Consider the following 22,059-nt stretch of genomic DNA (forward strand, 5'->3'; position numbering starts at 1 on the left):
TTGTCATGCGTTGCAAGCGCTCGGCGCTGGCCCTATAGAATGACGCATGACGAGCAAAGACCACAAATCCATCGTACGCATCGCCCGCGACAACGGTTCCCGCACCGAGCTGGAGCCGGTGGATCTGGGTGCCCGAGTGCGTGAACTGCGCAAGGCACGGAAATGGACCCTCGAGCAGGCGGCGAACCAGGCCGGGTTGGCCCGGTCCACGCTTAGCAAGATCGAGAATGGCCAAATGTCGCCGACCTATGATGCGCTCAAGAAGCTGGCGATCGGTCTCGAAATCTCTGTACCGCAGCTGTTCACCCCGCCCGAGCGGGATCAGGTTATCGGTCGCATGGCAGTGACCAAGATGGGTGAAGGCACCGCGCACGCCACCACGACCTACGAGCACGAGTTGCTGGCCGAAACGCTGACCAAGAAGCAGATGCTGCCCTATCGGGCCCGTGTGCGCGCCCGGTCAATGGACGAGTTCGACGGCTGGGTGCGTCACGATGGCGAAGAATTCCTGTATGTGCTGACCGGCGTGATCCGCCTGTACACCGAATTTTATGAACCGGTTGAGATGCGTCGGGGCGACAGCGCCTACTACGACGGCAGCATGGGGCACAACGTGATCTCGGTAAGCGATGAGGACGCGACCATCCTGTGGGTCACGTCGCTGGCCTAACGCCGGGCTAGCTCGCGGTTCAGGCCTTCGGTGTAAAGGAAATCCTCGACCTCTTCATGGGCCTCGTTCACCGTCAGGTGGTGCCGCTCGGCCAGATAGGCCTCAAAGCGTTTCCTGTCCGTCCTCACGCGCGCCATATCCTGATCGCGCAGGTTCGGAAAACGGCGCTTGGCACGTGCGTAGGACGCGCTCCAGTCTTGTGTCAAATCAGTCCAGTTCAACATCTGCGAGCCTTCCGTGGTTCGGGTTTCAGGACTGCTCTTCCCCAGACCAGCGTACGGAGCGCGCAGCCCGCGCGAAGACATGACAAAATGTCGCAGGTCAGGGCGCTGGAAAATCAAAGCGGTTTTTCACGCCGTGCTCGGCCCGTTTTCCCACTCACTGTCGGTTTTGGCGATCGTTCAAATGCTCGCACTCTGGACTGCGCCGAATACAGGGCTTTGTTCTATCTAAGAAATCTGTTTTCGGTGCAGGTGTCCGTTGCGTCGATCCTCACTTGGATTGCGAGATATCGTGGTAACAAGCGTTCCACCCGCAAAAAGTAGTCAAATGCTCTAGAAATAGCGGCCAGCGGATTTGTTTGATCGCCTTTTGGTGTTTGGTCACATGTGCCGAAAATTGCCGACGCCCGCGCGGCGTCCGATCCGAGCTAAGTGCATCACTTGAAATGGGCCGGGGCACAAGCCCCTGCCGGTTGCCTGCTACTCCTCGTACCACCAGACGTCGGGCATGAACTGCGGCCCGTCGCCGTAGATTGGCAAGATCTGAGGATGCTTCATTTCCTTCACATGGGCGATGCGGCCAACATCAAAGCTCCAGATTGGAATGACATACCGTCCGGCGGTCAGAACCCTGTCAAGCGCGCGGGTGGCGGCCACGAAATCCTCACGGCTTTCCGAGGCCAGCATCGCATCGATCAGCCCATCCACTGCCGGAGAGGTGACCCCCATCAGGTTGCGTGTCCCTGAAGCATCCGCGCCTTCGCTGCCCCAGTAGAGGCGTTGTTCGTTGCCCGGCGACAACGACAGTGCGCGGCGGAACGGGGTCATGTCGAAATCCAGCTCGGACACTCGCTGGGTGTATTGTGCGTCATCCACCTTGTCGACGGTCAGCTCGATCCCCAGCCGTTCCAGCGCGCGGGCATACATCTCGGCAATCGCATCCACGTTCTGAACCACATTCAAGCTTCCCTGACTGATGACCAGGGTTATCTTGAGCGGCTCTCCCGCTGCGTTCTTCAACACGCCGTCCTGGATTGTCCATCCGGCTTGCTCCAGCAGATCTGCCGCCTTGCGGATGTCCTTTCGGTTGCGAACCGAGTCGTCGCCTTCGGGCAGAACATACCCTTCCAGAGTTCCCGGAGGCAGATCAGCCGCGTAGGGCTGCAACATCTCAGCCACCCGGCCGGTTGCCGGTCCGGGTTGCATCGCCAGTTCAGACCCCGAGAAATACGAGGTGATCCGAGGCTGAGCACCGCCAGTGATCGTGCCGTTGATGAACTCAAAATTGAACGCAAGCGTCAGCGCCTCGCGCACGCGCCAATCGTCAAAAGGCGCTTTGCGCGTGTTCATGACCAGACCTGTCATGCCCGAGGGCTTTTTATGCGGGATCTCGGTTTTGATGACATCGCCGCGCTGAACGGCCGGGAAATCGTATTGTGTGGCCCATTTGTCGGCGTTGAACTCGCGGACGGCCGAAAGCGCGCCGGCCTTGAAGGCCTCGAACAGAACCGTCTGGTCGCCGTAGAACTCCAACCGCATCTCGTCGAAATTCATGGTACCCCGGCGGAACGGGACATCGTTGCCCCAATAATCCGGATTGCGTTTGAGGTTCACGAAACGCCCGGCCTCGTAGTCATCGATGACATAGGGGCCGGTGCCGATCGGGACATCTTGCAGCGCTGCCTCGGCGAAATCCTTGCCCTCCCATTGGGCCTTCTTGAGGATCGGCCGCAGCCCTGCGATCAGGGCCAGCTCGCGGTCTGGCTCGTTGAAGATGATCCGGACCGAGCGTGGTCCGGTCTGCTGAATGCTGTCGATCTTGGACCACAAACCGCGATAGCGCAGATGCCCCTGCGTTCCGAGGGTTTCGTAAGACCAGATCACATCGTCTACCGTGACCGGCGATCCGTCAGAGAATCGGGCAGTCTCACGCAGGGTGAATTCGACCCAGGATCGGTCCGGCGCGGTGTCGATTGATTCGGCCAAAAGCCCGTAAAGAGTGAAAGGTTCGTCCCACGAACGGCCCATCAACCCCTCGTGGGTCCAAAATCTCAGCTGCCAAGGGGCGGTGCCTTTTTGCACAAACGGGTTGAGACTGTTATAGCCGCCGGTATTGCCGAACACGACCTTGCCGCCCTTGGGCGCGTCGGGGTTGGCATAAGGCAGCGACACAAAATCCGGTGGTAGGGCCGGGTCTCCATACATAGCTATGCCATGGGTCGATTCTGCTTGCGCTAACGTGGCGACAACCGAGGCAGCGATTCCCGCGATCAACGGGCGGATGGGACGGAGAATATCGGGGCTCATTTTGGAAACAATCCTGCTCTGGCCTTATTTTGTTGGGATTCACCGTACCGATGATTTTTCTTATTATCAAACTTTTAGCTTGGATGACGGCGCGGAATTGCTTATAAAGGTTCCACTGCTCGATAGGTTTCTTGCCTGTATGAAACCTGCCTCAATAACTTAACGCCCGCTTCGTGCGGGCGTTTTTTTCTGCCTCGAGCTCCGAACTTCCCGCCCATAAATTGACCGTATCCGCAACCGGGTCTTTCCCCGTTTATTTTGCAGGTGCAGCATGGCACTGTGTCTCCAAATCATGAGTCTGTGGGAGACCCAAAATGAACCTGTCGGGAAAAACAGCAATCATCACCGGATCGAACTCGGGCATCGGGTTGGGCATTGCGCGCGAATTGGCCAAGGCGGGGGCCGACGTGGTTCTGAACTCGTTCACCGACCGCGATGAAGATCACGCGCTGGCGGCCGAGATCAGCAAGGAGACCGGAACCAACGCGCGCTACATCAAGGCCGACATGTCCAAGGGCGAGGAATGCCGGGCGCTGATCGAACAGGCCGGAGCCTGCGATATCCTGGTCAACAATGCAGGCATTCAGCACGTCGCGCCGATCGACCAGTTCCCGGTCGAGAAATGGGACGCGATCATCGCCATCAACATGAACTCGGCCTTTCACACGATGGCGGCGGCGCTTCCGATGATGCGCAAGGCCGAGTGGGGGCGGATCGTCAACATTGCCTCGGCGCATGGGTTGACTGCATCGCCCTACAAGGCGGCTTATGTGGCGGCCAAGCACGGGGTTGTCGGCATGACCAAGACCGTTGCGCTGGAAACCGCGCAGGAGCCGATCACCTGCAACGCCATCTGTCCGGGCTATGTGCTGACGCCGCTGGTCGAGGCGCAGATCCCCGACACGATGAAGGAATACAACATGAGCCGCGAGGACGTGATCAAGAACGTCATGCTCGAACGGCAACCCTCGAAAGAGTTCGCGACCGTCGAACAGCTGGGTGGAACCACCGTGTTCCTGTGCTCGGACGCCGCGGCCCAGATCACCGGCACCACGATCTCGGTCGACGGCGGCTGGACCGCGTTGTGATCCGCGGCGCGTGCCGGGGCTGGCCGATATGGTAAAGCGTATCAATCTTGCCCTGCAGGGCGGCGGCGCGCATGGCGCATTCACCTGGGGCGTGCTGGACCGTCTGCTGGACGACGAAGACATTGAGGTTGCGGCGATTACCGGAACCTCGGCCGGGGCGCTGAACGGAGCCGCGTTCAAGGCCGGCATGGTTCATGCCGGTCGCGATGGCGCGCGCGAGACCCTGAACGCCCTGTGGGAGAGGATGGGCGCGGTGGGCGACATGCGCATCGCCAACTGGCTGGCCGGGACGGAGCCCGCTCAGATCGCGCAGGCGATGGAGTATTCCTTGCCGTTCTCGGTGGCTGATACCTGGTCGCGGATGGTGTCGCCCTATGCCTATGGACCGTTCTACCGCAATCCGCTGGCCCCGGTGGTCGAGGCGTTTGATTTTGGCGAGGTCTGCGCCGATCAGGGGCCACGCCTGTTCGTCTGCGCCACCTGTGTGCGCAGCGGCAAGATCCGTGTTTTCACGGGCGATGAGGTGACGACTGACGCGATTCTCGCCTCGGCCTGCCTGCCGAACCTGTTCCAGGCGGTTGAAATCCACGACCCCGAAACCGACCGGACCGAAGCCTATTGGGATGGCGGCTATACCGGCAACCCGGCGCTGTTTCCGCTGTTCAACGCGGGCCTGCCCGAAGATGTTGTGATCGTGAACATCAACCCGCTGGAGCGCGACGAGGTTCCCAAGACCCCGCAGCAGATTCAGAACCGGATCAACGAGATCAGCTTCAATTCTTCCCTTCTGCGCGAGCTGCGGGCGATCAACTTCGTGCAGCGCCTGTTGGCCAAGGGCAAGCTGAAGGCGGGTGAAATGAGCCGGGTCTTCGTGCACATGATCGCCGATGACGCGCTGATGAACAGCCTGTCGGTGGCGACCAAGACAGTGCCCAACCCGGTGGTTCTGCACAGCCTGAAACAGGCGGGACGGGCCGCGGCCGACCAGTTTCTGGCCGATCACAAACCCGATCTGGGTGCGCGAAGCTCCGTTGATCTGCCCGCGATGTTCGGCTGATCACTCAGGCGGCTGCGTGGGGTCTTTCTGGTTCGGATAGACCAGCCCGGCCGAAATCACCAGCTTGGCGGCATCCTCGATCGACATGTCCAACAGGATTACGTCTTCCTCGGGGAAGAACAGCAGAAAACCCGAAGTCGGGTTCGGTGTGGTTGGGATGAACACGCTCAGCAGACCGCCGCCGGTTTCGGCGCGTTTGTTGATTTCGCCCTTAGCCTCGGTCGAGACGAAGCCGATGGCCCAGATGCCGCGGCGAGGATACTGCACCAGGCAGGCTTTCTCGAACGACCGCTCGGTCTGGGCAAAAACGGTTTCCGAGATCTGCTTGATCCCGGAATAGATCGACCGGACGACGGGCATCCGGTTGACCAGGCTTTCGGCAAAATGGATCAGTGACCGGCCCAGGATACCTTTGGCGATCCAGCCGACCAGAACCGTGAAGATCAGGAAGAACAGCACGCCCACGCCGCGCAGGTTGATGCCAACATATTGCTCGGGGCGGAACTGGTGTGGGATCAGGGGCAGGACCGCGCTGTCGATCCAACCGACCACCGACAGGATCAGCCACAGCGTCAGCCAGACCGGTGCGATGACGACGATACCCGTCAGAAACGACGCGCGTAGCCGCGACAGCAGGCCGGGGCGGCGGTGTGGTTCTTCATCAAACGGTGTGTTCATCGCGGTTCCGAGCGGTTTGCCGGACTAGTTAATCAGTCCGGCGCCTTGGTACAATAGGTCCGTTTGACGTTCAGCCAGCCTGAGCCTTCAAAGCCTTGGCGATACCAGCCGCAAGGCGCGCATTGTTGCGCACCAGGGCGATATTGGCGATCAGCGATCGGCCTTCGGTCCGCTCGTAGATGCGCTGCAGAAGATAGGGCGTGACGGCTTTGCCGGTGATGCGATGCGCTTCGGCGTCTTGCTGGGCCGAGGCGATGATGGGGTCCAGTTCCTCGGACGGGATCTGGTCGGCCAGCGGGATCGGGTTGGCTACCAGTTGTCCGCCGGGCAGACCCAGCGCGCGGCGCGTCGCATGGGCCTTGGCGATCTGCTCGGCCGTGTCCATCCGCAAGGGCGCGGCAAAGGGCGACTTGGCCGACCAGAAGGCCGGGAATTCATCCTGCCCATGGGCGATGACCGGCACGCCCAGCGTCTCAAGCACTTCGAGCGTTTTGGCCAGATCGAGGATCGCCTTGGCCCCTGCGGCCACGACCGTGACCGGGGTCTGCGCCAGTTCGTGCAGGTCGGCCGAGATGTCAAAGCTGGTTTCCGCGCCGCGATGCACCCCGCCGATGCCGCCGGTGGCAAAGACCTCGATCCCCGCGAAATGGGCCGCAATCATCGTGGCGGCAACAGTCGTTGCCCCGGTGCCGCCCGAAGCGATACAGGCGGCCATGTCCGCGCGCGAGATCTTGGCCACGCCCTGCGCCTGTCCCAGATCCTTCAGCTGATCGGGCTCCAGCCCCACATGCAGCCTGCCGTCGATCACCGCAATGGTGGCCGGAACGGCGCCCGCGTCGCGGATGTCCTGCTCGACCTGGGCCGCCACCTCGATGTTCTGCGGGTAGGGCATGCCGTGGGTGATGATGGTGCTTTCCAGGGCAACGATGGGGGTTCCGTCGTTCTTGGCCGCGCGCACTTCGGCGGAATACTGGATGTCGATCACAGGGGGGTCTCTCCGGATACATAGGTTGCGGCGGCATGCAGGGCGCGGGTCAGAGCCTCGTCGATGCTGGCGCCATTGGCTTCGGCGGCGATATGCGCCGCCATGAAGGTGTCGCCTGCGCCGGTCACGCGCGTGACCAGAACCGACGGGGGTTTCTGGGTGATCACCGCCTGGGCACTGGCCACGGTGGCCGAGTTGCCCCCGTCGGTAACAAGCGCACGCAGCGCGCCCCGGTCCAGCAGAGCGCGGGCGGCGGTTTCGGAATCGGCGAACTCGCGCTGGCACAGCAGCCCGGCTTCTTCGAGGTTCACGTACAGCGTGGCCCGGCCGTGCTTGAGGAAGGGCGACAGCCGTTCGGCCTTGCCGGGCGAGGCCGGGGCCACGCGCAGGTCGGCACGGGCGAAGGCCGGGCTGACGGCGATTTCTTCCAGAAGGTCCAGCGTGAGGTTGCCGTCCAGCGCGATCTGGCCCTCGAACGGGGTGTTTTCATAGCCCAGCGGGCCATGGATCAGCGGGCGCAGGATCTTGGCGCCGGCAGCCTCCAGCGAATGGGCGTCGGCGATGGCGGCGATCAGGCCGTTTGCGCCTTCGACCGCCATGTACCGGTCGGTGGGCAGGTCCTGCGAGCGGTAGACATGGGTCGTGTCCATGCCCAACCGCTTGCAGGCATGGACCAACTCGTCGCCTTCGGGGTCGCTGCCGATGGCGGTCAGCAGGGTCGGGGTCATGCCAAAGCGCACAAGCGTCATGGCGATGTTCATCGCAACGCCACCGGGCAGGCGCGTGATGCGGCCGGGCACGTCCGACCCTTGCCGCATGTGGCTGGCGGATCGTCCGATCACGTCCCACAGGACGGATCCGATACACAGGATGTCGCTGTTCTGAGTCATTTCCTCGTCATGCCGCAGGCGCAGGGCGCGCGCAAGCCGGAAGCTGCGCGGGCTGGGTCCACGTCGGCGATTTGGCTTGCCAATTGTTTGGAAGGACGAAACACTCGGACACAGTGTTTTTTGGTTCTTTTGGATATTTTCGGATGGGTCTCAATATCCGTTTGCTGACCTTCCTGCGGTTTCGCGCCTGGATAATTGCGCCATTGCTGGCATTTATGTTTTTGGCAATGCCTGCATGGGCGCAACAAAGCGGACGGACAATCGTTGACTTTCAGGTCCGGGACGGTCGGCTTCTGGTCGAAATCGCCTTGAACGCCGAGGCCGTTCTGGCCGGGGTCGATCCGCAAGAAGTCGCGAAGGGCGGCGACGGCGGGAGCGCGCGTTACGCACAGCTGCGCCGGCTTGTCTCGTCCGAGCTTGAGGAACACGTCCACGATTTTGTAACGGATTGGAAGCAATCCTTGCAGATCGACGTGAACGGGCCGGTTGCGTTGTCCTATGAAGGCGCAAGTATTCCGGTGGTCGGCAACCCGGACGTTCCGCGAATTTCCCGAGTGCTTTTGGCCGGTCCTCTGCCACCCGATGTAAGCAGCCTGCGCCTGACATGGCCCGAAGGGATCGGCCCCGTGGTCTTGCGCCAGCAAGGGGTCGAGGCGCCCTATACCGGGTTTCTGAGTGGCGGCGAGGTCAGTCCTCGCATTCCCTTGGCAGGCGGAGCCGGGCTGGGTGCCCAGCAAGCGGCCGAGGCTTTTTTCCGGGCCGGGCTGCTGCATGTCGCGGGCGCGGGGGCACAGCTTCTGGCGCTGGCCTCGGTTCTGGTTTTCTTGTCACTGAAGTTGCGCCCGGTCCTTGTTCAACTTGCCGCGCTGGGGCTGGGCGTTCTGGTGACGCTGCCGCTTGGGATGTTCGACGTGTTGAATGCGAGGCCGTTCCTGCCGTGGCCGGTTGTGCCGGCGGCCATCGCCTTGTTGGCGCTTTGGAACCTCGTCACCGACCGGTTGGGGGTCTGGCGCGTGCTGTTCCTTTTGGCGACCGGTGCGGTCCTTGGCCTGACACTGTCAGAAACATCGTCGCGCCTGGGTGTGCCGCCGCACCATGTCGCGCCGGCGGTGCTGGGTTTTGCCGCTGGCATCCTGTTGGCGCTGAGCGGTGTCGCGATCCTGATCCTCGCCACCCTGACCGTGCTCTTGCCGGATTCGCCCAGGCTGCGCGGCCGTATCTCCACAGTCGCCTCGCTGTTGTTGGCGGGCTTAGGGCTGTACTGGGCGGTTGTGTCCTAACCGCCGGTTTTCATCGGCGCGATCAGCGTGTGCAGGGCGCTGAGCGGGTCCTCTGCGGTCCAGATCTCGTCTCCGATACCGAAGAAGTCGGTGCATTCAGCCAGTTCGGCAACCAGTTCGGGTGTCAGGCCGCCTTCGGCGACAACCGGAACCTCGATCATCTCGGACCACCATTGGAACAGATCACGCTCGGCGCGGGTCCCTTTGCCCAAGGACACATCTCCAACGGGCCCAAAGGCCACATAGTCGGCCCCGGCTTCGCCCGCGGTCATCCCGTCATGGCGCGAGGTTCCGCAGAAACTGCCGACGATGGCATCCGCCCCCAGCTCTTTGCGCGCGGCCCGGACCGAGCGGGCCGCATCCTCCAGATGCACCCCGTCCAGCCCCAGCCGTTGCGCCAGCAGGACATGGTTCGAGATCACCAGCGCCACGTCGCGCGCATGGGCCACCTCGCGGCAGGCGTCGGCCGCGCGGGCGATGGCGTCCTCGTCGCTGCCGGCCAGCGCCAGCCGGATGCAGGCGATCTCGGTCCCGTCCAGAACGCGGGCCAGCCGGTCGGGAAAGGTGGCCGGGTCGATGGTCGGCGGGGTGATCAGATAGATCTGAGGCTGCTCGGGGGTGTCCATTGGCGGATCCTTCGCGGTTGGTCTTTGGCGCGGTTTAGCCGATTGCGGCGGCGAAGCAAACTTTATTGCCCGCAGACCGCGTGATTTGCAATCGGGCAGGGCGGCCGGGCTTGCCCTGTGCCAGCGGCGGCAGTATGGCAGGCGCAACTTTCGGAGATCAGAATGCCCATCGACAGACCCCAGCCCTCATTCGTGCTTGTCCGCCCGCAGATGGGCGAAAACATCGGCGCCGCGGCGCGGGCGATGTGGAATTTCGGTCTGGACCGTATGCGCATCGTCGCCCCGCGCGACGGCTGGCCCAACCCCAAGGCCGTGGCCATGTCGAGTGGTGCCGGGCGGCTGCTGGACGAGGCGCAGTTGTTCGACGATCTGGCCGGCGCGTTGGGCGACCGCACATACGTTTTCGCCACCACCGCCCGTCAGCGTGGCCTGACCAAACCCGTCTACAGCCCCGAACGCGCCATGCAGATCGCGGCCCAAAAAGTGGCGGCGGGCGAAAAAGTGGCCGTGCTGTTCGGGCCCGAGCGGGCCGGGTTGGAGAATGAAGACATCGCCAAGGCCAATGCGATCATCTCAGTGCCGGTGAACCCCGAATACGCCTCGCTAAACCTGGGGCAGTGCGTGTTGCTGACCGCCTATGAGTGGATGCGCCAGACCGGCAACTTGGTGCACGAGGCCACCGATCTGGGCAAAGGCGACTGGGCCACCGGCATCGAGGTCGAGAAACTGGTCGAACACTACGAACAGCGGCTGGACGAGGCCGGGTTCTTCTACCCGCCGGAAAAGGCCGAAGGGATGAAGGTGAACCTGCGCAACCTTTGGTCGCGCATGCGGATGACGCGGGCCGATGTGCAGATGCTGCACGGGATCATGCGTCAGATGGTCCGCTGGAAGGACAAGGGCTGAGGCTGGACCTTCCCGGGCACTGGCCCTAGCTTGCGGGAAAATCAAGGACATGAGGACGGCATGAGCGGCAAGCGCAGCATCTTCGAAGAAGTCTCGGGTGAACAAAAGCAGGAAACGGTCCAGCCCGGCATGATCGACCGCGGCCGGGGCGGCGCGCGCAAGGCCATCCGTATCTGGCTGATGATCCTGTTCGCGCTTGTCGTCATGATGATCGCGGTGGGCGGGTTGACGCGTTTGACCGACAGCGGCCTGTCGATCACCGAATGGCGACCGGTCACCGGGGCGATCCCGCCGATGTCCGAGGCCGACTGGCAGGCCGAGTTCGACAAGTACAAACAGATCGACCAGTGGCGCATCATGAACCAGTGGATGGAGTTGGAGGACTTCAAGACCATCTACTGGTGGGAATGGGGCCACCGGCAGCTGGGCCGGGTGATCGGTCTTGTCTGGGCGCTTGGCTTCTGTGGCTTTCTGGTGCTGCGCAAGATCCCCGCAGGCTGGACCGGGCGCCTTGCGATCCCCGGACTGCTGGGCGGCGTTCAGGGCGCCGTCGGTTGGTGGATGGTGGCTTCGGGCGTGACGCAGGGCGAGGGGATGACCGCAGTTGCCAGTTATCGTCTGGCTACCCATCTTGGCCTCGCGTTCGTGATCCTCGGCTTTCTGGCCTGGTACATCTTCATGCTGGGGCGCGAGGAACGCGACCTGATGCAGGCCCGCCGCGCGAAAGAGGCGCGGCTGTTCTCGCTGTCGACCGGGCTGCTGCACTTTGCCTTTCTGCAGATTTTGATCGGCGCATTGGTGGCTGGCATCGACGCCGGCCGGTCCTATACCGACTGGCCGCTGATCGGCGGGCAACTGCTGCCGCCGGACGCCACCGCGCTTGAACCGCTGTGGCGCAATTTCTTCGAAAGTCCGGGACTGGTGCAGTTCATCCACCGCTGCGTAGGCTATGCACTGTTCGCCTTCGCCATTTTCGTCTGGCGGCGCGGCAGCAGCAGCGCCCACCCGCAGACTCGGTTCGCCTTCAACGCCATGTTCGCGGCGCTTTCGCTGCAGGTGGTCGTGGGCATCCTCACCGTGGTCTATGGCGCGCCCTGGCAGATCGCCATCTTCCACCAGTTCATGGCCGTGGTCGTTTGGACCCTGATCCTGCGCGCCCGGTTCCTGACCGCTTATCCCATTGCAACCTCGCTGCGCGGAGCTTGACCCAATGACTGCATTCAACGACCTGATGGCCTTTCAGCGGGAAACCTCGGCACTGGCACAGATCGCCGGGCGTCTGGGCTGGGACCAGGAGACTGTCATGCCGCGCGGGGCCGCCAACCAGCGCGCCGAGGAGATGGCCGCGATCGAAGCCGTCCTACATGCGCGCCGTTCGGATCCGCGCGTGGCCGAGTGGTTGGAAAACGCCCATGCCGACACTGAGGTCGGTCAGGCGCAGTTGCGCGAAATCCGTCGCACATACGAGCGCACGGTCAAGGTGCCCGCTGATCTGGCCACGGCTATCGCCCGCGTGACCTCGGCCGCGCAGGGCAAGTGGGCACAGGCCCGCGCCGACGAGGATGTTGCCGCGTTTCTTCCGGTTCTGGAGGAAGTCGTGGCTCTGCGGCGTGAGGAAGGGGCGGCTCTGGCGCAAGGCGGCGATGTCTATGACGCGCTGGTCGAGGATTACGAGCCCTACACGACCTCTGCCCAGATCGGTGCGATCTTCGACGCCATGCGCCCACGCCTGGTTGCGCTGCGCGCGGCTGTGCTGGACCGGCCGTCCCCGGCGGGGGTGACCGGCACGTTCGACGAAGCGGCGCAGATGAAGCTGACGCAAAAGCTGGCCGTGACTTTCGGGTACGACTTGAATCGGGGGCGGGTGGACAAGGCTGTTCACCCGTTCAGTTCGGGCAGCGGCGATGACGTGCGGATCACTACCCGCACCAGCGAAACCGACCCGTTCAACTGTTTCTATTCGACCATCCATGAGGTCGGGCACGCCTGCTATGAGCAGGGCATCGATCCGGCTTACGCTCTGACTCCGCTGGGTGAGGGCGTTTCGATGGGCGTCCACGAAAGTCAGAGCCGCATCTACGAAAATCAGCTGGGCCGCTCGCGCGCCTTCACGGGCTGGCTGTTCCGGCAGATGACGGCCACCTTCGGTGACTTCGGTATCGCGGATGAAGATGCCTTCTATGCCGCCGTCAACCGGGTGCACAACGGATACATCCGCACCGAGGCGGACGAAGTTCAGTACAATCTGCACGTCATGCTGCGGTTCGATCTGGAACGCGCATTGATGTCTGCTGATCTGCAGGTGCGGGACCTTGAGGCCGCTTGGAACGACCGCTTCCATGCCGATTTCGGCTATGCGGTCGACAAGCCGTCGAACGGGTGTCTGCAGGACGTGCACTGGTCGGTTGGCCTGTTTGGCTACTTCCCGACCTATTCGCTGGGCAATGTGTACGCAGGCTGTCTGTATCAGGCCCTGCGGGCGGCAGTTCCAAGCCTGGACGACCAATTGGCGCATGGCGATACCTCCGCGGCAACCGGATGGCTGCGCGAGCATGTTCAGCAGCATGGCGGTCTGTATGCCCCACGCGACGTCATCCGCCGCGCTAGCGGCATGGAGCCCGGACCCGAGCCGTTGTTGGCTTATCTCGAAGACAAATTCGGCACGCTCTACGGTCTGTGACCTGGAAAGATGACCGCTATGGGTATGATAGGGGTCATCTAGCTGCGGTGTGCATCAGGCACCCAGTCTTCCAGAGGCCGGTTCCAGAACCGGTTCGGGTTGTCTTCGTCCTGCCCGCGGATGTGCAGCGTTCGAAAACACGTGTGCAGATAGATCACCGGTTCTTCATAGGGATGGGCCGCGTAGATTGCGCGCAGCACCTTCGAACGCACGCCGTTCGATACATCCAGAAAGAACGAGACTTCGACGCAGGGAACATCGACCGTGTCGCAGGTGACGGCATTTCGTCCGGTCCCGAGTGACCGAAAGCTCTGAGTTCCGGGCGTCGACCGGAAGCTGACGTGATCATAATCGCCGTAAACCAGGTTGGCCTCGGCCAGAACAGCATCAATCACCGCCTGCGCGCGGTCCTCGGGAACCTGAACGATCACGCGCCAACCTTCGTCTGTCAGATATCGTTCGGTGTCCTGTGGTTTTTGGGTCATTCCAGTCTCCTAACCAAGCAACGTCAGAATGGCCGGGTTTGCACCTCAAGTGTGACTTATCGCTTCGCCATCGACCGAATTGCCGGCCGGAGGCAATCAAACGCGGAGTCCGACAGGCCGAAATGGCGAGCCAGAGCGATCTTGCCTTCAGGTGTTACGGTCAGGGCGCGGCTGGACCTTTGGCGCGTCAACCATTTGTCTTTCAGAGCTTTTTCCAGAATCGCGATTCCCAAGGGACCTGAGATGTGATGGCGGCGCTCCGTCCAATCCAGACAGAATTTGGCGACCGGCCGGTGGGCGCTGACCCGCGGTGGGTCCAGGTCGAGATCGGTCAGAAACGCGTAATATCGCGGACCCGGCGCCAGAGCGCCATGTGCCAGTTGCAGAACACCCGTATCCAGCAGGTTGTCCGTGATCCACACACCGAGACGCCCGGCAAGATGATTATAGCAGCAACGGGCCAACAGGACGCCCGAGTCCGGTTTCGCGGCCCGCCGGACATGATCGCTGGGAGTTAGCGTCGACAGTTTTTCCAAAGCCAATGCGACCTGTTCGTTTGTGATCCGGTGATAGACATGCCTGCCGCTGCGCATCGATGTGGTCAGGCCGGCCTGCTCCAACTGCTTGAGATGGGCCGTTGCAGTTGGTGGCGTTATGTTGGCAGCGCAGGACAACTCCTTGTTGGTGAACGCCCGACCGTCCATCATTTCGCACAGGATGCGTGCGCGGGTTGGGTCGGCGAGGGCGGCGCCGATGATGTCCAGTCTGGGTTCGGGTCTCATTGGATGAGCCTACCGCAAAGCCCGGCTTGACCCCAGAAAGAACGCTTCGACATCCGCCGAAACGAAAAGGAGCGGCTGCTGTTGCAGAGCCGCTCCGTCGTCGTTGAAATGAGGGCCGCCGATCAGAGGCGGCCATCCTTACGTTTCGCTATCGTCTTCCTCGTCACCCTGGTCTGCGATCCAAGCGACGCTGACGACTTCCTCGCCTTTGCCGGTGTTGAACACCTTGACCCCGCCCGCACTGCGGGACCGGAACGATATACCGTCGACCGGAACCCGGATCGACTGCCCCTTGGACGTGGCCAGCATGATCTGGTCGTCGATTTCGACGGGGAACGAGGCCACCAGCGGGCCGCCCCGCATCGCCTTGTCCATCGCCATCACGCCCATTCCACCGCGGCCGCGCACCGGGTAGTCATGCGACGAGCTGAGCTTGCCCGACCCGCCGGCCGTGATAGTCAGGATAAGGTTTTCCGCCGCAGACATCTCGGCATAGCGCTCCTGAGGCAGGATGCTGTCTGCGTTGCCTTCGTCTTCGTCGGTTTCGGTCTCTTCGGTGACACCTGCCATCAGGCGGCGCATCTTCAGGTAGGCGGCGCGCTCGTCTGCCGTGGCCTCGAAGTGGCGAATGACGGACATCGAGACGACTCGATCGCCATTCGTCAGTTTGATGCCGCGCACACCGGTCGATTTGCGGCCCTTGAACACGCGCACGGCAGTGGTCGGGAAGCGGATTGCCCGGCCGGAGTTGGTGACCAGCATCACGTCGTCATCCTCGGAACAGATGCGCGCGTTGACCAGTTCCACACCCTCGGGCAGATCCATCGCGATCTTGCCGTTGCGCTTGACGTTGGTGAAATCGCTTAGCGCGTTTCGGCGCACGTCACCGGCACTGGTGGCGAAGACGATCTGCAGGTTTTCCCATTCTTCATCCGGCACATCGACCGGCATGATCGCCGCAATCGAAACACCCGTGGGAATCGGCAGGATGTTGACGATGGCCTTGCCCTTGCCGGTGCGCCCAGATTGAGGCAAGCGCCATGTCTTGAGCTTGTAGACCATCCCATCGGTGGTGAAGAACAGCAGTTGCGTATGCGTGTTCGCCACGAACAGATTGGTTACGACGTCCTCTTCCTTGGTCTGCATCCCCGACAGACCCTTGCCGCCGCGCTTCTGCGCGCGGAAGTCGGCCAGCGGCGTACGCTTGATGTAGCCGCCCGAGGTCACGGTGACGACCATGTCCTCGCGTTCGATCAGGTCCTCGTCTTCCATATCGCCGGACCAGTCGACGATTTCAGTGCGGCGCGGCACTGCGAACTGCTCTCGAACCTCGCGCAGCTCGTCGGCGATGATGCTCATGATGCGCTCGCGCGAGGACAGAATGTCCAGGTATTCCTTGATCTTGGCGGCCAGGTCTTCCAGCTCGTCCGTGACCTCTTTGACACCAATCTGGGTCAGGCGTTGCAGGCGCAGATCAAGGATCGCGCGGGCCTGAACCTCGGTCAGGTTGTAGGTGCCGTCGTCGTTCATCTTGGACAGCGGATCGTCGATCAGGCGTAGATAGCTCTCGATCTCGGCTGCGGGCCAGCGGCGGGTCATCAGCTTTTCGCGCGCCTCTGCCGCGTCGGCCGAGGACCGGATCGTGGCAACGACCTCGTCCACGTTCGAGACCGCTACGGCCAGACCGCACAGGATATGGCTGCGTTCCCGTGCCTTGCGCAGGTCGTATGCAGTGCGGCGGGCAACGACATCTTCGCGGAAGTCGATGAAGCTGGTCAGGAACCGGCGCAGGGTCAGCTGCTCGGGGCGACCGCCATTCAGCGCCAGCATGTTGCAGCCGAATGAGGTCTGCATCGGCGTGAACCGGTAAAGTTGGTTCAGCACCACCTCGGGCGTTGCGTCGCGCTTCAGCTCGACCACCACCCGCACGCCGTTGCGGTCAGATTCGTCCTGAACGTGGCTGACGCCTTCGATGCGCTTTTCACGCACGGCTTCGGCGATCTTCTCGATCATCGAGGCCTTGTTCACCTGATAGGGGATCTCGTCCACGATGATGGCATAGCGGTCCTTGCGCAACTCCTCGACGCGGGTTTTGGCGCGGATGATGACGCTGCCACGGCCCTCCAGATAGGCCTTGCGCGCACCGGACCGGCCCAGCATCACGCCGCCCGTGGGGAAATCGGGGCCGGGGACGTATTCGATCAGCTGTTCGCTGGTCAGGTCCGGATCGTCGATCAGCGCCAGCGTCGCGTCGACCACTTCGCCCAGGTTGTGCGGCGGGATGTTGGTGGCCATGCCCACCGCGATACCGCCGGCGCCGTTGACCAGCATGTTCGGGAACCGCGCGGGCAGGACGGTGGGTTCCTTGTCCTTGCCGTCGTAGTTGTCCTGGAAATCGACCGTCTCTTTCTCGATATCCGCCAACAGGGCGGCGGCTGGCTTGTCCATGCGGACCTCGGTGTAGCGCATGGCCGCCGGGTTGTCGCCGTCCATCGAGCCGAAGTTGCCCTGACCGTCCAGCAGCGGCAGCGACATCGAGAAATCCTGCGCCATCCGCACCAGCGCGTCATAGATCGCGCTGTCACCGTGCGGGTGGTATTTACCCATCACGTCGCCCACGGGACGGGCCGATTTGCGGTAAGCTTTGTCATGGGTGTTCCCGGTCTCGTGCATCGCATAGAGGATGCGCCGATGCACCGGTTTCAAGCCGTCGCGCAGATCGGGGATCGCACGGGACACGATGACCGACATCGCATAGTCCAGATAGGACGTGCGCATCTCGGATTCGATGGATACCGTCGGGCCGTCGTAAACCGGGCGCTCGGGCGGGGTTTCATCCATGTTTTTGGGGATTTCTGGCGTATCGCTCACGTAAACTGCCCGTTTATTGTGCTGGGTCTATATCTTGTGGATGCATCTTATCAGACCCGGCACATAGGGTGCAAGCAAGCAACCCGGAAGTGGCCAGAAACCGCGGTGTTTTTCGGGTAACACATTGTTTTAATACGGATTGAAAAGGAATCATGTTACCCTGAAGGGACCTTTGAGGAAATCTGGAGGTCTGAATGGAGAAAAACGAAACCGAATTGATGCTGAAGGGGTATGGCCTGACAACGGCTGAAATCTTCTATCGCATGCCGGATTTCATCCATGTTCTGAACACGTTCATCTGGCAGGATTACGACTTGGCGCCGGATCATCCCAAGCTGTTCAATTTCATCGAGTTCTGGCAGCGCGAAATAGAGGGGCCGCTGCATTCGGTGCGCTTTACCCACCGCAAGATGATCGCGCCCGGAGAATGGCGAAATGTCGTCGGAGAATACCGGCTGAACTAGCGTTTCGGCTAGGTTGCGCTCAAGGCCAATGCGCCTTGATCCGGCCGATGGATCATCGAATGAATGCCGACCTGCGTTTCGGCGCAGGTTACTCACTCTCTTAATTTCAAAACACAACCTGATCTTGGGAATCCTTTGACGGCGGACGCGCTGAGCGGTTGAATATTCTTCTGCGTTTCGGTCGCAATTCGGCGCAGCGCATACGATTGGCACAGATTGGAAAATCAGAGAAAGTCCACGATATGATTGCGCTAACATTGGACATGCCGGCGATGGCGCGTTAAGGACGGCTCATGGTTTCTCGAGTTATACCCGTCGACCCATTTGATCTGGTCATTTTTGGTGGCACCGGGGATCTGGCGCAGCGCAAGATTTTGCCTGCCTTGTTTCGCCGTTATTGCGCGGGACAGTGGAATGACGATGTTCGGATAATTGCCGCAGCAAGATCCGCGCATGACCAGGCGGGCTATCGCGCGATCGTGGCCGAGTCGCTGGCCCAGCACGCACCTCCTCAAGCGGCGGATCCCGTCAACATTGATGGGTTTCTGAACCGGCTGCAGTATCTGCGGTTGGATGCCAGTTCTGATGATGGGTGGGAAAACCTTTCAGGGCAGTTGACGGATTCGCGGATCCGCGCCTTCTATTTCTCTGTCGGACCCGGGTTGTTCGCCCCGTTGGCGGAGAAAATCCGCCAGCACGGTCTGGCAAACGAGCAGACGAGGATCGTTGTCGAAAAACCATTCGGTCACGACCTGGACAGCGCGCGGGCGTTGAATTCCACGCTGGCCTCGTATTTCAGCGAAAGCCAAGTCTACCGGATCGATCATTACCTGGGCAAGGAAACCGTCCAGAACCTGATGGCCGTCCGGTTCGGCAACATGCTGTTCGAGCCGCTGTGGAACAGCCAGTATGTCGACCATATCCAGATCACCGTCGCCGAGACCGTCGGCGTGGATGGTCGCGAGGAATATTACGAGCGCGCCGGGGCCATGCGCGACATGGTGCAGAACCACCTGATGCAGCTGTTGTGCCTGATCGCGATGGAACCGCCCGCCAAGTTCGATTCGGACGCCGTGCGCGATGAAAAGCTCAAGGTAATCCGCGCGCTGGACCCGGTGCAGCCGCACCACATCGTGCGTGGGCAGTATTCGGGTGGTCCCGACGGGCCGGGCTACCGCGAAGCGGTGGGCAATCCGCGCTCGACCACCGAAAGCTATGTGGCGCTGCGGGCGCATGTCAGCAATTGGCGGTGGGCGGGGACTCCGTTTTACCTGCGCACCGGCAAGCGGCTGGTGGCAAGGTCCTCGGTCATCAACGTGATTTTCAAGGACGCCCCGCATTCCATATTTGGGGCCGAGGCCGGTCGGCATGCCAACACGCTGTCGATCCGGCTGCAGCCGAACGAAGGCATCACGTTGAAAGTCACGATCAAAGAACCGGGGCAGGGTGGCATGCGCTTGATCGACGTCCCGTTGGATATGAGCTTTGCCGAAGCGCTCGGGCCCGAAAACCAGGAAGCGCCGGATGCTTATGAGCGTTTGGTGATGGACGTGATCCGGGGCAACCAAACCCTGTTCATGCGCGGAGACGAGGTCGAGGCCGCTTGGGCCTGGACCGACCCGATCATTGCAGGGTGGCAGGCGCGCGGCGACGTGCCAAAACCCTACGACAGCGGCAGTACCGGTCCCGGCGACGCCGAACTGCTGATGAAACGCGACGGTCGCCATTGGCAAGGGATCAAGCCATGAAGATTCAGGAATACGCTGACAGGGACATGCTGGCCATTGATGTTGCCAACGTTCTGGCCGGAGAGTTGGAGGCCGCGCTGCTGCACAACGATGTTGTGGCTTTTGCGGTTCCCGGCGGCACCACGCCCGGACCGATCTTCGACAGCCTGTGCGCCGCGGACCTTGAATGGGAGCGTGTCCGTGTGCTGCCCACTGACGAGCGCTGCGTCCCGGCAGACAGTGACCGGTCGAACGAACGCCTGATCCGCGACCGACTTCTGACCAACCGGGCGGCGGCGGCGGACTATGTCCCGCTCTATGTTCCCGGCAAGGCGCCCGAAGAGGTTCTGCCCCAAATCGAAGCTCTGATCGAGCCGCTGCGCCCGTTGGCGGTGCTGGTTCTTGGAATGGGCGACGACATGCATACGGCCTCATTGTTTCCGGGGATGGAGGGGCTGGCGCAGGCATTGGCCAGCAACGCACCGGCGTTGGCCGTTGCTCGCCCGCAGACGCAGCCCGAGACGCGCATCACCCTGACGGGTCCGGTTCTGGATGGCGCCCTTTCCAAACACTTGGTCATCTATGGTGAAAAAAAGCGCGCAGCGCTCGAGCGTGCCATGAGCCTGCCGCCCGAGGAGGCGCCAATTGCGGCAGTCTTGGATGGAATGACGGTACACTGGGCGGATTGATCTCATGCAACTGGACACTCTAAGAACTCTAGCGGCCAAAGGCGCCGACACCCGAATCCTCGATCTGTTCGCGCAGGATCCCGGCCGGGCGCAGAGCTTCTCGGCCTCGACAGGCGATTTGCTGTTCGACTATTCGAAAACCCTGATCGACGCGGATATCCGTGCGGCGCTGATTGACCTGTGCGATCAGGCCGCTCTGGCCGAGCGGCGCGACGCGATGTTCCAGGGCGACAAGATCAACGAGACCGAGGGCCGCGCGGTGCTGCATACGGCGCTGCGCAATCTGGATGGCGGCCCGGTCGAGGTTGATGGCCAGGACGTGATGCCCGACGTTTTGGACACCCTGCAGCGCATGCGCGTGTTCGCCGAAGAGGTCCGGGGCGGAACGGCCCAGGGGGCCGGGGGCAGCTTTACCGACGTGGTGAATATCGGCATCGGCGGTTCGGACCTTGGGCCGGTGATGGCGACGCTGGCGCTGGCGCCCTATCACGACGGGCCGCGCCTGCACTATGTCTCGAACGTGGATGGTGCGCACATCGCCGACACACTGCGAGAACTGGACCCGACGCGGACGCTGGTGATCGTGGCGTCCAAGACCTTTACCACCATCGAAACCATGACCAACGCGCGGACTGCGCGGGCCTGGATGCTGGACGGCGGCGGCGACCCGGGGCGGCAGTTCGCGGCCGTGTCCAGCGCCGTGGACAAGACGGCCGATTTCGGCATCCCGTCTGACTGCGTATTCGGCTTTGCCGATTGGGTCGGTGGGCGCTATTCGGTCTGGGGTCCGGTGGGGCTGCCAGTGATGATCGCGGTGGGCTCGAACGCCTTTGACGCGTTCCTGCGCGGCGGGCAGGCGATGGACGTGCATTTCCGCGCCGCGGACTGGGCCGAGAACATGCCGGTAATGCTGGCGCTGGTGGGCATCTGGCACCGTCAGGTGCTGGGCCATGCCAGCCGCGCGGTGCTGCCCTATGATCAACGGCTGCTGCGGTTGCCGGCCTATTTCCAGCAGCTCGAGATGGAATCGAACGGCAAATCGGTGGCTATGGACGGCTCGGCGCTGAGCGTGCCTTCGGGGCCCGTGGTCTGGGGTGAACCCGGCACCAATGGACAGCACGCGTTCTACCAGCTGATCCACCAAGGCACCGACGTGATCCCTTGCGAATTCATGGTGGCCGCGGAAGGGCACGAGCCCGAGCTGGCCCATCATCACCGTCTGCTGCTGGCAAACTGCCTGGCCCAGTCCGAGGCGTTGATGCGCGGCCGGTCGTTGGAGGAAGCGCGGGCGCGCATGGCCGAGAAGGGCCTGCAGGGCGACGAGTTGGAGCGTCAGGCCCGGCATCGCGTGTTCCCGGGCAACCGGCCCTCGACCACGCTGATCTATCCGCAGCTGACGCCCTTCGTTCTGGGGCAGATCATCGCGCTCTATGAGCACCGGGTGTTCGTCGAAGGCGTGCTGTTGGGCATCAACTCGTTCGACCAGTGGGGGGTGGAGCTGGGCAAGGAGCTGGCCACCTCGCTGGGGCCGATCGTCGATGGCGATGCGGGCACCGAGGGCAAGGACGGCTCGACCGCCGCACTCGTGGCCTATGCGCTGCGGCACCGGAGCTGAAGCCCTGCAAATCTGACGACCTGCCGCTGCGGCAGGTC

20 protein-coding genes are annotated in these 22,059 nt (G+C 62.3%); 11 read left to right on the plus strand and 9 right to left on the minus strand.

The features are described from left to right. Positions 1 to 46 precede the first annotated feature (46 nt). Positions 47 to 670: a helix-turn-helix domain-containing protein gene (locus ACR0FC_RS04020; protein ID WP_093962221.1), complete on the plus strand. Its 624-nt coding sequence runs from the start codon at positions 47 to 49 to the stop codon at positions 668 to 670. Here ACR0FC_RS04020 and ACR0FC_RS04025 read toward each other — a convergent pair. Together ACR0FC_RS04025 and ACR0FC_RS04030 are read right to left on the minus strand one after the other, a co-directional pair. Further along, the gene (locus ACR0FC_RS04025) at positions 667 to 894 is read right to left on the minus strand and encodes a hypothetical protein (RefSeq protein WP_093962974.1); all 228 of its coding nucleotides are present in this window, start codon (positions 892 to 894) and stop codon (positions 667 to 669) included. The two genes, ACR0FC_RS04020 and ACR0FC_RS04025, sit on opposite strands and share 4 nt — an antisense overlap. Before the next feature lie 477 nt (positions 895 to 1,371). Beyond that, a complete protein-coding gene (locus tag ACR0FC_RS04030) occupies positions 1,372 to 3,198 on the minus strand; it encodes an extracellular solute-binding protein (RefSeq protein ID WP_170338396.1) in 1,827 nt (608 codons plus the stop codon). A gap of 314 nt (positions 3,199 to 3,512) precedes the next feature. Between ACR0FC_RS04030 and ACR0FC_RS04035 the strand changes: the two genes are divergently transcribed. Together ACR0FC_RS04035 and ACR0FC_RS04040 are read left to right on the plus strand one after the other, a co-directional pair. Next, entirely contained in the window at positions 3,513 to 4,286 is a 774-nt protein-coding gene (locus tag ACR0FC_RS04035; protein WP_170338398.1) for a 3-hydroxybutyrate dehydrogenase, read from the plus strand. A gap of 28 nt (positions 4,287 to 4,314) precedes the next feature. Continuing rightward, positions 4,315 to 5,343, plus strand: a complete 1,029-nt coding sequence (locus tag ACR0FC_RS04040) for a patatin-like phospholipase family protein (protein WP_170338400.1) — start codon at positions 4,315 to 4,317, stop codon at positions 5,341 to 5,343. On the opposite strand, the gene ACR0FC_RS04045 is transcribed toward ACR0FC_RS04040, so the two are convergent. The 3 genes from ACR0FC_RS04045 to ACR0FC_RS04055 form a co-directional block, all read right to left on the minus strand. Then, positions 5,344 to 6,021, minus strand: a complete 678-nt coding sequence (locus ACR0FC_RS04045) for a DUF502 domain-containing protein (RefSeq protein WP_093962217.1) — start codon at positions 6,019 to 6,021, stop codon at positions 5,344 to 5,346. A 70-nt stretch (positions 6,022 to 6,091) separates the two neighbouring features. Continuing rightward, the gene (locus ACR0FC_RS04050; RefSeq protein ID WP_170338402.1) at positions 6,092 to 7,006 is read right to left on the minus strand and encodes a pseudouridine-5'-phosphate glycosidase; all 915 of its coding nucleotides are present in this window, start codon (positions 7,004 to 7,006) and stop codon (positions 6,092 to 6,094) included. Continuing rightward, positions 7,003 to 7,896 carry a PfkB family carbohydrate kinase gene (locus tag ACR0FC_RS04055; protein WP_093962215.1) on the minus strand — a complete coding sequence of 298 codons (894 nt, stop codon included), beginning with the start codon at positions 7,894 to 7,896 and terminating at the stop codon, positions 7,003 to 7,005. The genes ACR0FC_RS04050 and ACR0FC_RS04055 overlap by 4 nt, the downstream gene beginning before the upstream one ends. A gap of 143 nt (positions 7,897 to 8,039) precedes the next feature. Between ACR0FC_RS04055 and ACR0FC_RS04060 the strand changes: the two genes are divergently transcribed. Next, entirely contained in the window at positions 8,040 to 9,176 is a 1,137-nt protein-coding gene (locus ACR0FC_RS04060; RefSeq protein WP_170338404.1) for a HupE/UreJ family protein, read from the plus strand. On the opposite strand, the gene ACR0FC_RS04065 is transcribed toward ACR0FC_RS04060, so the two are convergent. Further along, a complete protein-coding gene (locus ACR0FC_RS04065; RefSeq protein WP_170338406.1) occupies positions 9,173 to 9,802 on the minus strand; it encodes a thiamine phosphate synthase in 630 nt (209 codons plus the stop codon). The two genes, ACR0FC_RS04060 and ACR0FC_RS04065, sit on opposite strands and share 4 nt — an antisense overlap. 162 nt (positions 9,803 to 9,964) lie before the next feature. Between ACR0FC_RS04065 and ACR0FC_RS04070 the strand changes: the two genes are divergently transcribed. The 3 genes from ACR0FC_RS04070 to ACR0FC_RS04080 are packed head-to-tail and all read left to right on the plus strand — an operon-like array spanning position 9,965 to position 13,388. Further along, positions 9,965 to 10,708, plus strand: coding sequence for an RNA methyltransferase (locus ACR0FC_RS04070; RefSeq protein WP_170338408.1), 744 nt, complete (start codon positions 9,965 to 9,967; stop codon positions 10,706 to 10,708). 60 nt (positions 10,709 to 10,768) lie between these two features. After that, entirely contained in the window at positions 10,769 to 11,914 is a 1,146-nt protein-coding gene (gene ctaA, locus ACR0FC_RS04075; RefSeq protein ID WP_170338410.1) for a heme A synthase, read from the plus strand. A 4-nt stretch (positions 11,915 to 11,918) separates the two neighbouring features. After that, positions 11,919 to 13,388: a carboxypeptidase M32 gene (locus ACR0FC_RS04080; protein ID WP_170338411.1), complete on the plus strand. Its 1,470-nt coding sequence runs from the start codon at positions 11,919 to 11,921 to the stop codon at positions 13,386 to 13,388. Between the two features lie 38 nt (positions 13,389 to 13,426). Here the strand turns inward: ACR0FC_RS04080 and ACR0FC_RS04085 are convergent, their stop codons facing one another. The 3 genes from ACR0FC_RS04085 to gyrA form a co-directional block, all read right to left on the minus strand. After that, positions 13,427 to 13,873, minus strand: a complete 447-nt coding sequence (locus tag ACR0FC_RS04085; protein ID WP_170338413.1) for a YqfO family protein — start codon at positions 13,871 to 13,873, stop codon at positions 13,427 to 13,429. Between the two features lie 56 nt (positions 13,874 to 13,929). Continuing rightward, complete coding sequence (locus tag ACR0FC_RS04090; protein ID WP_170338415.1) at positions 13,930 to 14,655, minus strand: ArsR/SmtB family transcription factor; 726 nt, start codon at positions 14,653 to 14,655, stop codon at positions 13,930 to 13,932. Positions 14,656 to 14,793: 138 nt separating this feature from the next. Beyond that, a complete protein-coding gene (gene gyrA / locus ACR0FC_RS04095; RefSeq protein WP_170339448.1) occupies positions 14,794 to 17,496 on the minus strand; it encodes a DNA gyrase subunit A in 2,703 nt (900 codons plus the stop codon). 224 nt (positions 17,497 to 17,720) lie between these two features. On the opposite strand from gyrA, the gene ACR0FC_RS04100 reads away from it, so the two are divergent. The 4 genes from ACR0FC_RS04100 to pgi all read left to right on the plus strand — a co-directional run bounded on the left by ACR0FC_RS04100 (position 17,721) and on the right by pgi (position 22,021). Continuing rightward, positions 17,721 to 17,990 carry an usg protein gene (locus ACR0FC_RS04100; RefSeq protein ID WP_170338417.1) on the plus strand — a complete coding sequence of 90 codons (270 nt, stop codon included), beginning with the start codon at positions 17,721 to 17,723 and terminating at the stop codon, positions 17,988 to 17,990. 293 nt (positions 17,991 to 18,283) lie between these two features. Next, on the plus strand, positions 18,284 to 19,738 hold the full coding sequence (gene zwf, locus ACR0FC_RS04105; RefSeq protein WP_170338419.1) for a glucose-6-phosphate dehydrogenase: 1,455 nt from the start codon (positions 18,284 to 18,286) through the stop codon (positions 19,736 to 19,738). Next, the gene (pgl, locus tag ACR0FC_RS04110) at positions 19,735 to 20,406 is read left to right on the plus strand and encodes a 6-phosphogluconolactonase (RefSeq protein WP_170338420.1); all 672 of its coding nucleotides are present in this window, start codon (positions 19,735 to 19,737) and stop codon (positions 20,404 to 20,406) included. Before zwf ends, pgl begins: the two co-directional genes overlap by 4 nt. Before the next feature lie 4 nt (positions 20,407 to 20,410). Further along, entirely contained in the window at positions 20,411 to 22,021 is a 1,611-nt protein-coding gene (pgi, locus tag ACR0FC_RS04115; RefSeq protein WP_170338423.1) for a glucose-6-phosphate isomerase, read from the plus strand. The last annotated feature ends 38 nt before the right edge of the window (positions 22,022 to 22,059 follow it).

The sequence above is a fragment of the Ruegeria sp. BB9 genome (assembly GCF_056539345.1).